Here is a 9,007-nt window from a genome sequence, read left to right on the forward strand (position 1 = left end):
TATGGTCGAAACAATTGCGTTATTCCAGCGCGGCATGCTGCTCGTACTTTGGCTATCCGGACCGCCCCTGGCGGTGGCGGTACTGGTCGGTGTAGTGCTGTCGCTGGTGCAGACGCTGTTGTCGATTCAAGACCAGGCCTTGCCGTTTTCATTCAAATTGCTTGCCGTGGGTTTAACTCTGGCAATCAGCGGGCGCTGGATGGGACTCGAACTGTTCACGCTCACCAACCAGGCAATGCAGGCGGTGGCCAGCTTGGGCTACCACGGCTTGCCTGGCTCATAGGCGGCTCACATCGCCATTTCAACCACGCCGGCATACGCCGGCATTTAAAGGAGAACTTTATGCAACTACTCGGCGGTATCCTTGGCATTATCCCAAAAGTCATCGGCGGCGTGCTTGGCGGCGGCGCCTCGTCCGGTGCACAAAACGCTCCTGCGCAGTCTGGCAACCCGCTTGCCAACGTCGCACACCAGGTGCTCAACGCGGTCGGTCTGAATCTTGGCAACTCGTTCTGATCAGACCGAAAGAGCGAACCGTGCATTCTTCGCCTTGCACTAACGAGGAAGCGGCATACTGTGCCGCCCCCCCTTTAACAACAGGAGAATCAAATGCCTGACATTAGCGCCCCCGGCAGCAATCCTTTCGTGGATTACGAAAAGGATTTGACCAATAGCGAATCGATCAGCTCACAGATTCAAGCTTATCAATTGGCCCGGCAACAAATGCGGTACCAAACGGAAAACGCGCGTTTGAAGAACGGCCTCGAGCAGACTACCGCTGTCTACGGCTTTCTCACTTCAATCCGACTGTAGTTTCTTAATCAACCAAGGAAAGGAAAAGTATGGCTACTCCTATCGATACCCGGCCAGTCTATATTGACCGCAGCGTCCATATCAATGAAAACCCGGGTGGCGGCATGCCATTCGGCGGCGGCATGCCGTTCGGCGGCGGCCCCTTCGGCTTCGGCGGCCCCCAGTACAACATGGGTTACGGCATTGGCAATATGCTGCGCAATTTCGGTTCCATGTTCCAGGGCATGAGCGACGGCTTCCGCGGCGGCTTCCTGGGAGGCCTGGCCCAGTATGCCATGTGCGGTACCCAGCGCATGTTGCAAATGCCGTTCTAACATTTTTTGCCAGTGCGTTTGCGCCGACGCACTGGCTTTTTTTTCAAGGATAAGCAATGTCCGAAGCAATCAAACTTGATATCACTCCGCGCTTGGCACAACAACGCGCATGCATCGCACGGCTCATGGACGACCATCCCTGCACCTTTGCCGCGCCGCAAGATGGCGGCCGCTGGAGCGAGTTCATTCAGCACGGCACCGTAGCGCAGGGCGCAGATCGCCATACCGCCGACAAAGCGTTAGGCATGCTGTCCAGTACCATCCGTACTGCCCAGCTCTCACTGAATGTACAAACCAGCCTGGTCGACATGCTGGCGCGCGCACGCGAACTGGAGATCGCCGATTTTCCCGCCGACCCGGCAGCGATGGCCCAGGCAGGACCGAACGCCGATCAGGAAGAGGCCACTGCATACGGCCAGGCGATCACCGTCTACAAGCAGTGCGTGCTGGAGGGCTTGATGGAACGCCAGGACCTGCTGCGCTTCCTGGCCGAGGCGTTCGACGAATTGCCGGCCACTACCCCGCTGAGCCGCGCATTGATCGAAACGGCCAAGATGCTGGTCATGATCGATCTGGAGGAACTGCTGCCGGAACAGGAGCTGCTGGAGGCGCCACGATGAGCGCGCCGGCCATGCTTGGGCGCGTGGCTGCGGCACGTGCCGCCACGCTTCGCGCCGCGGGTGCTGACAGCGCAGCCGCACGCGACGTCGATGTGTTTCGCCAAGCCTTGCAGGCCCCTCTGCCTGGGTCCGTGCTCAAGCCGGGCCGCACCGGCAGCGCATTGCAAGAGCTGACAGACGCATTGGGCCGGAACCGGCGTAGCCTGGCGCGACAGATCGAGCAGGTTCAAACCACACGCGACCCCGCCAGCATCGTGAAAATCACCAATGAACTGGTCGATCAAGGTGTACAGAACGACCTGATTGCCAAGGTGGTGGGCAAGACTGTGAGCGCGGTGGACCAGCTGACCAAATTGAGTTAGGCCGCCGATGTCCGCTCCCCTGCGCCGCTGGCGCGCGGCATTGCTATGCGCTTGCCTGATGCTGGCCGCATGCTCACACCCGCTCCAGCTGTATGCCGGCCTGCCCGAAGGCGACGCCAACGAGATCGTCGCCGTACTGCGCGACCATGGCATCAGCGCCGACAAAAGCAGTGCCAAGCAAGGTTTCGTCGTCAGTGTCGGCGAAGCCGAACTGGCCACGGCAGTCGCCCTGCTGCACGAGCGCGGCTTGCCGCGCGACAGCTTTGCCCGGATGGGCGAGGTGTTCAAGAAGGACGGCATGATCTCCACCCCGACCGAAGAGCGCGCGCGCTATCTGTCGGTGCTGGCGGCGGAGCTGGAAAATACCCTGTCGCAAATCGACGGTGTGGTGCTGGCCCGCGTCCACCCGGTGCTGCCTGAACGCATCGTAGCGGGAGAACCGGTGCTGCCGTCCTCATGCGCCGTGTTGATCAAATTCCGTCCGGGCTGGGACCCGGTCGCCTACGAGAGCCGCATCCGGCAACTGGTACTGGCCAGCATCCCCGGACTGGCGGACGCCCCGTCCCCAGCCCACAGCGTGTCAGTGGTATTTGTCGCGGCCGAACAGGCGACGCCGTCCCCCCCACCGCCGGACGATCACCGCTTCGTATGGCTGGGCGTTTGCGGTGCCGCGCTGCTGGCGCTCGGCAGCACGGCCGTCTGGGCCTGGCGCCGCCGGCAGGTCACGAACACGGTCGAGCATGATGACGACGGCCCGATGTGATTCCGAGGCGCTCGATGCCGCCTGGCGCACGCTGTGGTTCGCGCCCTGGCGTGGGGCCGATCCCAGCTGGCGCGAGCAGGCGACGGATGGCGCGCCCTGGATCGCCCTGGAACGCCAAGGCGGGGCCTCGGAACACCTGTCCTATCGGCTGTTTTGCCTGCACTATGATTTGCCGCTGCTGGCGCCGCCCGCCGCGCCCGCCCTGCGCTCCTTGCCTGCAGCCGCGTGGCAGGCTGCACAACTGCCGGCGGTGCAACTCTTCCTGGGCATGGCCGGGTGGGCTGGCACGCCCGGTTTTACACGGAGCGGCTTGACCGAGCCCCTGGCCCATGCCGGCAGTGCGCTGGAGTGGCGCACCGCATTGCGGCTGGCGCGCGTGCGGCCGCTGGCGCCGCTGGAACCGGATCTCGCGCCACCGGCTGACGCCGCGGCCCTGATGCACATTGGCGGGCAGCAGCTACAGCAGGCCTGCGAAGCCTTGGCGCCTGGCCTTTGGCAACGCCTGCGCCTGCGCCTGCCATGCGGCGTCAGCGCCGGCCAGACGCCGCGAGCGGCGCCGGCCGCGATCGACGTCGCCACCGCGCGCCATATCGTCCGCGCCTGGCATTGCGCAACGACTCTCCCTGTCACCGTTGAGGAACACAAGCTTGAAACAGAATAGATCATTCATTTGGCGCACAGCGCTGCAAACGGACGCCGAAGCGATCGCTGCCATCTATAACGAAACCGTAAACGGCGGCGGACATTCGCCGACCTTGAACAAGAGCAATGCGGCCAACGTCGGCCATTTGTTGCGTGAATCGCGCCGCAACGGCTGGCTGAATTGGGTGATTGAGCACGATGGCCAGCCTGTCGCCTGGGCCTTGCTGCGCGCCATCGTCTGGGGCCGGGAAGTCTGCCACCGTACCGGCGACCTGTCGATCTATGTGCGGCACGACATGCAGGGACAATCCTTGCCGATGAAGATGATCGCCCAAGTCTACCGCGAAGCGCCGCGCCATGGCTACGAAGCCGTTTCTTGCTGGATCCTCGGCGGCAACCGCAAAAGCCTGATGGTCGCCCGCGCATTCCGCATGAGTTTATGGGGCTGCCTGCCGCGTGCAGCCTGCTATGGCGACCGCGTTGACGACGTGATGATCTATGGCGTACGCTTCGACGATCCAGAATGGCGTGCCTACATGGAACGGCGCATCGCGCGGGCCGAGCGGCGCGCAGGCGCCGTTTAACCCCACATGGCTGCCGCGCCGCTGCCGAACTTTCTGCTGCCGGTCAGCTGCCTGGCGCTGGCCATGCCGCGCATGCTGGGCTGCGCCCTGGTGCTGCCGGCGCTGGGACGGCAGCATATGGCCGGGCTCGAACGCAGCGCCTTCTGCCTGGCGCTCTCGCTGCCGCAGGCGCAACTGCTGTGGCCTTTGCTGCAGCATCAGCCGCTGACTTTTTTGCAGGGCGGCGCGCTGGCCCTGAAGGAAGTGCTACTGGGCGTGTTGCTAGGCTGCCTGCTCGCCGTACCGTTCTGGGCCATGCGCGCAGCCGGTACGCTGATCGACAACCAGCGCGGCACCAATGCGGCGCAACAGATCAACCCATCCCTGCAGGCCGATTCTTCGATCCTCGGCGAGCTGTGCGAACGGGCTTTGCTGGTCTATCTGATTGAAACAGGCCTGTTCCTGCGCCTGTTTGATGTGATGGCCGACAGTTACCAGCTGTGGCCGGCCCTCACGCTGGCGCCGCTGCATGCGCCGGCCGCGCATCAAGCAATGCTGGCGGCATTGACGCGCTTGATGGCCGACGCCATGTTGTACAGCGCACCGGTATTGCTGGTGACCATGCTGGCCGAATATGTGCTGGCGATCGGCAGCAGCGTGCTGCAGGGGCTGGATGTCTACCAGGTCGCCATGCCGGTCAAAGCCATGCTGGCGCTGTGGATGCTGATGATGTGCTTCCCGGCCCTGCTGCCCTTTATCGCCACCCACGCCGGCGAATGGTGGGGCGACGCCGTGCTGCAGGCCCTGTGCCCATGAGCGACAAAACCCACCCGCCCAGCGAACAACGCAAGCGCCACGCACGCGAGCATGGCGAATTCGGCTTGAGCCAGGAACTGTCCAAGCTGCTGCTGTGGACCATCGGGACCGAGGCCGTGCTGGCCGCCGAGCCGGCATGGCGCACCCTGCTGCAGAACGATATGCTGCAGGCGCTGGCCGCCATTGCGCGCCCCGGCCGGGTGCCGCTCGACAGTGCCTGGTCCGCCTTCAGCGCCGCCGTCCTGATCATGCTGTGCATGGCCGGCGTCGCGGCCCTAGTATCCGCGCTTTCCGTTCTATCGCAGACCGGTTTCAATATCGCACCCAAAGCGCTGGAGAAAGGCACGCAGCGCTTCGACATCGGCAGCAACCTGAAACAGCTGGTGGCGCCGAAGAAATTCCTGATGGCGCTGCTGGGGCCACTCAAGATGAGCGTGCTGCTCGCGACCGGCTACGGCTGCCTGCGCGACCAGTTGCCCGGCCTGGCCCAGTTGTACGTACTGACGCCGCAACAAGGCTGGCTGGCGGCAATGGCGGCCATGCGTACCGTCACTCACCATTGCCTGGGTGTGTTGCTGGTGCTGGTGCTGGCCGACCTGGCCCTGCAGCGTTATATGAACTACCGCAGCATGATGATGGATATCAGCGAGGTCAAGCGCGATCATAAAGAATCCGAGGGCGACCCGCATACCAAGGGCCAGCGCAAGGGGATTGCCAAACAGAACGTGATGGAAGAGCGGCGCAGCCCGCGCGCACCGGAGGCCGACGCCGTGGTGGTCAACCCCGAGCACATTGCGGTGGCGCTGGCCTACAGCGCCGAGCGCGACGGCTTGCCGCGCATCGTCGACAAGGGGCGCGACGGGGAAGCCGATCAGCTGCGCGCGCTGGCGCGCCAGCGACACGTCCCCATCATCAAATACCCCGGCTTGGCGCGCCAGCTGTACGCCACCGGCCGGGTGGGCAGCCACATTCCATCGCACACCTTGCGCGCTGTGGCCTTGCTGTACCGCGCCATCCAGGAACTGGAAGGCATGGCGGTCGACGAGCTGCACGAGATTGATGAGGAAATCGGCCACGCCATGCTGGCCGGCCCAGTGCCACCGCCGCCTCAGTCCTCGTCCACGTAGCGGGCGGCAATGCCGCGGAACTGGTCCTGGATCGCCAAGAAGGCGTCCAGCACGTCAGGGTCGAAGTGCCTGCCACGTCCCTCGCTCATGATGGCGACCGACTGCTCGTGGGAGAAAGCTGGTTTGTAGACCCGCTTGCTGATCAGCGCGTCATAGACGTCCGCCACCGCCATCAGGCGCGCCGAGACCGGAATCGCGTCGCCGCGCAAGCCTTGCGGGTAGCCCGTGCCATCCCATTTCTCCTGGTGGCCGTACGCAATCTCGCGGGCAAACAGCAGAAAGCCGTTGCTGCTGCCGAGATACTCTTCCACCGCCTGCACGGCATCGCGGCCGTAATCGGTATGTTTCTTCATGATCTCGAATTCATCCTCGGTCAGCTTGCCGGGTTTGAGCAGGATCTGGTCCGGCACGCCCACCTTGCCGATGTCATGCAGCGGCGCCGACTTGTAAAGCAGCTCGATGTTTTCCGCCGTCAGCACGCGGCGGAATCGCGGGTGCTCGCGCAGCGCATTGGCCAGCGCCGCCACATAGTGCTGGGTGCGCCTAATATGGTTGCCTGTTTCGTTGTCGCGCGTCTCGGCCAGGCAGGCCATGGCGAAGATCACGCCGTCGCGCATCTTTTCCACCTCCTGCGTGCGCGCTGCCACCTGCTCTTCCAGCCAATCGTTGTGGCGCTGCAGGGTACGGCGCGCCTGGCGCACCATCAGCTCCTTGCCCACCCGCGCCAGCACGATGGCCGGAGAAATCGGCTTGGTGATGTAATCAACCGCGCCCGCCCGGATGCCACGTTGCTCTTCTTCCGCCTCGCTCTTGGCGGTCAGGAAAATCACCGGAATCTCGGCCGTCAGCGGATTGGCCTTGATGCGCGACAGGACGGCGTAGCCATCCATCTCGGGCATCATGACATCGAGCAGAATCAAGGCCGGCAGCGGCGGAATTTCCAGTGCACGCAAGCCACGCGCCCCGCTATTGGCCAGCGTGACACGATACTGGTCCTTGAGCAGGTTGTTCAGCAGCGACAAATTGCTGGTGTTGTCTTCAATTACCAGGATGGCGGGCTTCGCCGCCACGAGCGTCGGGTTGCGCATCTTCTTCTCCAGTTAAACGAAGGCAGGCTTGCCGGCGACTGTCGGCAGCACCTTTCAGGTAGCGAAGCCGGAGTAACTACATAATTGCAAGTACGTTAATCCCCGTAAAGTTTCAGTATAGATTGTTAATTCGGGAAAAAACCATGCGTTGCAAAAAAAGATATACGAAATGCTCTCCCGTTGTCGAACTGCCTTGAGACAGGCAGGCACTCACTGTCATGGACCGAGACCTTCCCCTGGCCGCCCCGGTGTGCCACAGCCTGCTGACCAGCCTAAGGCTGGGCCAGCCCAGTCATGACTGCTATCGATGTGGCGAGCTGATTTTGTCGGCCTTGAGCGGCGGCCGGCTATGTGTCGCATTTGCGGAAAAGAAGATGACGCTGGCCGACGCGCAGCGGCTGATGCAGCGCCAGTTCGAGGCGCCAGAGCGGCATGGCGAAGCCCAGCTGGTGCTGGACCGCCTTGGCCGGTTCGGTTTGATTGTGCGCCTCACCGCCGACGGGGGCAGCGATGAAGCGCGCCTGCGCGCCACCCTCCGGCCTGCTTTGCGCCTGTTGGCCGGGTGAGGGCTGCAGACGCCCGGCAGTCAGGCGGGGCAGTCTGTGCCCTGTTCGGGCAGTTCGGAACGGTCCTGGCCGACAACCCGCGCGTACGTTTCGCGCGTCATGACGTGACCAGGTTGCCACACCGCCAGTTCATCGCCCTCATCGGTGAGCGACGTGGTGCGGATTGGGTCGAGGTAAATAGTCAAGCGATTCGCCCTCCTTCAGGTTGAAACAGTGGTCGCCCAGTGCACGCACAGCAAGGCTGCGGCGAACAGGCAATCCATCAATAGCATGCCGGCCACCATGCGCCTGTCATGCTGGTTCTCGTTTGTTTTGCTCATAACATTCTCCTTTCGGGCCCGCCTTTGGCGCGCCGACCGAAGACTATATGCCGTGCCCGGCATTGCCTGGCGGCCCCGCAAGAATTCCCGGACCAATCCCGGACAGCAAAGCCGGTCTGCCCGCTTGACCTGCATAAATCGTTACCCATTGGTAATTCAGTCCGACATTTGGCAACGTCCAGCGCGTCGCACGGCCACAGGCATACGATGGTTGCGCTTCTACTTCAAAAGGAGGTCAATGTGTTTATCGGATTTATCCCATTCATTTTCTTATGCGCAGCAACCGTGCTGTCGCTGCGCCCGAACGCGCGCACTGTGGCGCAGTGCATGTGGCTGCTGTCGATCCTGATGATCGTCATCTGGGGCGTCTACCATGGCAGCCATCATATGCCGCTATTCCGCACGCTCAGCTCGTGGTAAGGAGCCATCATGAAACTGAACCGTTTAATTGACTCGCTGACCCTAATGGGCGTGTGCCTGGTGCTGCTCATCGCTTTTTACTTTCAACTTTTCATGGATGAACTGCCCTGCTCGCTTTGCAATCTGGAGCGCGCCGGCTTCCTGTTGTTTGGCGGCGGACTGCTGCTCAATGTCAGGCAGGAGGAAGCAAGCAATGCCAACTATGTCCTAGCCGCGCTCGGAGCCCTGGTCGGCAGCGTCATTTCCTTGATGCATATGTTCGTCAAAGTCCTGCCTGGCACGCCACCGACCGGCACCACCTTCCTCGGCTTGCACATGTACACCGCCAGCTATCTCGCCCTGACCGCAGCCGTTCTGTATTGCGTTTGCATGCTGGCGCTCGCGCCCAGGCTGGGCAAGCGGACAGTGGCTTGCAGCGCATCCTGGACTCGCGTCGCGTCGACGCTGTTTGCGGTGCTGGTATTTGCCAACCTGGTATCCGCCTTCCTGGAGATTGGCTTTCATCCGTTCAAACCTGGCGGCCAGCAGCATTACCTGATGCTCTATGACGGCGATGTCATGAAGCCTTGACGAGGCCCACGGCCTCACTATCC

The 9,007-nt window shown here is 62.7% G+C and carries 16 protein-coding genes; 14 read left to right on the forward strand and 2 right to left on the reverse strand.

From position 1 onward, the window contains the following. Position 1: 1 nt before the first annotated feature. The 11 genes from sctS (at position 2) to ACN9MU_RS21110 (ending at position 6,020) form a co-directional block, all read left to right on the forward strand. On the forward strand, positions 2 to 283 hold the full coding sequence (gene sctS, locus ACN9MU_RS21060) for a type III secretion system export apparatus subunit SctS (RefSeq protein ID WP_426162385.1): 282 nt from the start codon (positions 2 to 4) through the stop codon (positions 281 to 283). Between the two features lie 59 nt (positions 284 to 342). Then, a complete protein-coding gene (locus ACN9MU_RS21065; RefSeq protein ID WP_426162387.1) occupies positions 343 to 516 on the forward strand; it encodes a hypothetical protein in 174 nt (57 codons plus the stop codon). Positions 517 to 609: 93 nt separating this feature from the next. After that, a complete protein-coding gene (locus ACN9MU_RS21070; RefSeq protein ID WP_426162388.1) occupies positions 610 to 813 on the forward strand; it encodes a hypothetical protein in 204 nt (67 codons plus the stop codon). 29 nt (positions 814 to 842) lie between these two features. After that, positions 843 to 1,127, forward strand: coding sequence for a hypothetical protein (locus tag ACN9MU_RS21075; RefSeq protein WP_426162390.1), 285 nt, complete (start codon positions 843 to 845; stop codon positions 1,125 to 1,127). Positions 1,128 to 1,183: 56 nt separating this feature from the next. After that, on the forward strand, positions 1,184 to 1,747 hold the full coding sequence (locus ACN9MU_RS21080; protein WP_426162391.1) for a hypothetical protein: 564 nt from the start codon (positions 1,184 to 1,186) through the stop codon (positions 1,745 to 1,747). Further along, on the forward strand, positions 1,744 to 2,109 hold the full coding sequence (locus ACN9MU_RS21085; protein WP_426318484.1) for an EscI/YscI/HrpB family type III secretion system inner rod protein: 366 nt from the start codon (positions 1,744 to 1,746) through the stop codon (positions 2,107 to 2,109). Before ACN9MU_RS21080 ends, ACN9MU_RS21085 begins: the two co-directional genes overlap by 4 nt. A 7-nt stretch (positions 2,110 to 2,116) precedes the next feature. After that, complete coding sequence (sctJ, locus tag ACN9MU_RS21090; protein WP_426343416.1) at positions 2,117 to 2,872, forward strand: type III secretion system inner membrane ring lipoprotein SctJ; 756 nt, start codon at positions 2,117 to 2,119, stop codon at positions 2,870 to 2,872. Continuing rightward, positions 2,850 to 3,533, forward strand: a complete 684-nt coding sequence (locus ACN9MU_RS21095; protein WP_426318486.1) for a hypothetical protein — start codon at positions 2,850 to 2,852, stop codon at positions 3,531 to 3,533. Before sctJ ends, ACN9MU_RS21095 begins: the two co-directional genes overlap by 23 nt. Next, positions 3,520 to 4,098, forward strand: a complete 579-nt coding sequence (locus tag ACN9MU_RS21100; protein WP_426343417.1) for a GNAT family N-acetyltransferase — start codon at positions 3,520 to 3,522, stop codon at positions 4,096 to 4,098. Before ACN9MU_RS21095 ends, ACN9MU_RS21100 begins: the two co-directional genes overlap by 14 nt. A 6-nt stretch (positions 4,099 to 4,104) precedes the next feature. Then, positions 4,105 to 4,893, forward strand: coding sequence for a type III secretion system export apparatus subunit SctT (gene sctT / locus ACN9MU_RS21105; protein WP_426343418.1), 789 nt, complete (start codon positions 4,105 to 4,107; stop codon positions 4,891 to 4,893). Beyond that, positions 4,890 to 6,020: an EscU/YscU/HrcU family type III secretion system export apparatus switch protein gene (locus ACN9MU_RS21110; RefSeq protein WP_426318487.1), complete on the forward strand. Its 1,131-nt coding sequence runs from the start codon at positions 4,890 to 4,892 to the stop codon at positions 6,018 to 6,020. The genes sctT and ACN9MU_RS21110 overlap by 4 nt, the downstream gene beginning before the upstream one ends. Here ACN9MU_RS21110 and ACN9MU_RS21115 read toward each other — a convergent pair. Then, complete coding sequence (locus ACN9MU_RS21115) at positions 6,002 to 7,108, reverse strand: HD-GYP domain-containing protein (RefSeq protein WP_426162400.1); 1,107 nt, start codon at positions 7,106 to 7,108, stop codon at positions 6,002 to 6,004. The genes ACN9MU_RS21110 and ACN9MU_RS21115 overlap by 19 nt on opposite strands. Before the next feature lie 218 nt (positions 7,109 to 7,326). Here ACN9MU_RS21115 and ACN9MU_RS21120 point away from each other — a divergent pair, with 218 nt between their 5' ends. Then, complete coding sequence (locus tag ACN9MU_RS21120; RefSeq protein WP_426162401.1) at positions 7,327 to 7,674, forward strand: hypothetical protein; 348 nt, start codon at positions 7,327 to 7,329, stop codon at positions 7,672 to 7,674. A gap of 20 nt (positions 7,675 to 7,694) precedes the next feature. On the opposite strand, the gene ACN9MU_RS21125 is transcribed toward ACN9MU_RS21120, so the two are convergent. Next, complete coding sequence (locus ACN9MU_RS21125; RefSeq protein ID WP_426162402.1) at positions 7,695 to 7,859, reverse strand: hypothetical protein; 165 nt, start codon at positions 7,857 to 7,859, stop codon at positions 7,695 to 7,697. A 375-nt stretch (positions 7,860 to 8,234) separates the two neighbouring features. Between ACN9MU_RS21125 and ACN9MU_RS21130 the strand changes: the two genes are divergently transcribed. Together ACN9MU_RS21130 and ACN9MU_RS21135 are read left to right on the forward strand one after the other, a co-directional pair. Further along, positions 8,235 to 8,414, forward strand: coding sequence for a hypothetical protein (locus ACN9MU_RS21130; RefSeq protein ID WP_426162403.1), 180 nt, complete (start codon positions 8,235 to 8,237; stop codon positions 8,412 to 8,414). A 9-nt stretch (positions 8,415 to 8,423) separates the two neighbouring features. After that, entirely contained in the window at positions 8,424 to 8,984 is a 561-nt protein-coding gene (locus tag ACN9MU_RS21135; RefSeq protein ID WP_426162405.1) for a disulfide bond formation protein B, read from the forward strand. Positions 8,985 to 9,007: the final 23 nt, after the last annotated feature.

Source organism: Pseudoduganella sp. R-32 (assembly GCF_049913245.1).
GTDB lineage: Bacteria > Pseudomonadota > Gammaproteobacteria > Burkholderiales > Burkholderiaceae_D > Rugamonas.

Coding starts and splice junctions, on each gene's coding strand:
- ACN9MU_RS21095 (WP_426318486.1), top strand. CDS start 2,850: ATGATGACGACGGCCCGATGTGATTCCGAGGCGCTCGATGCCGCCTGG.
- ACN9MU_RS21115 (WP_426162400.1), bottom strand. CDS start 7,108: ATGCGCAACCCGACGCTCGTGGCGGCGAAGCCCGCCATCCTGGTAATT.
- ACN9MU_RS21135 (WP_426162405.1), top strand. CDS start 8,424: ATGAAACTGAACCGTTTAATTGACTCGCTGACCCTAATGGGCGTGTGC.
- ACN9MU_RS21065 (WP_426162387.1), top strand. CDS start 343: ATGCAACTACTCGGCGGTATCCTTGGCATTATCCCAAAAGTCATCGGC.
- ACN9MU_RS21075 (WP_426162390.1), top strand. CDS start 843: ATGGCTACTCCTATCGATACCCGGCCAGTCTATATTGACCGCAGCGTC.
- ACN9MU_RS21085 (WP_426318484.1), top strand. CDS start 1,744: ATGAGCGCGCCGGCCATGCTTGGGCGCGTGGCTGCGGCACGTGCCGCC.
- ACN9MU_RS21080 (WP_426162391.1), top strand. CDS start 1,184: ATGTCCGAAGCAATCAAACTTGATATCACTCCGCGCTTGGCACAACAA.
- ACN9MU_RS21120 (WP_426162401.1), top strand. CDS start 7,327: ATGGACCGAGACCTTCCCCTGGCCGCCCCGGTGTGCCACAGCCTGCTG.
- ACN9MU_RS21070 (WP_426162388.1), top strand. CDS start 610: ATGCCTGACATTAGCGCCCCCGGCAGCAATCCTTTCGTGGATTACGAA.
- ACN9MU_RS21110 (WP_426318487.1), top strand. CDS start 4,890: ATGAGCGACAAAACCCACCCGCCCAGCGAACAACGCAAGCGCCACGCA.
- sctJ (WP_426343416.1), top strand. CDS start 2,117: ATGTCCGCTCCCCTGCGCCGCTGGCGCGCGGCATTGCTATGCGCTTGC.
- sctT (WP_426343418.1), top strand. CDS start 4,105: ATGGCTGCCGCGCCGCTGCCGAACTTTCTGCTGCCGGTCAGCTGCCTG.
- sctS (WP_426162385.1), top strand. CDS start 2: ATGGTCGAAACAATTGCGTTATTCCAGCGCGGCATGCTGCTCGTACTT.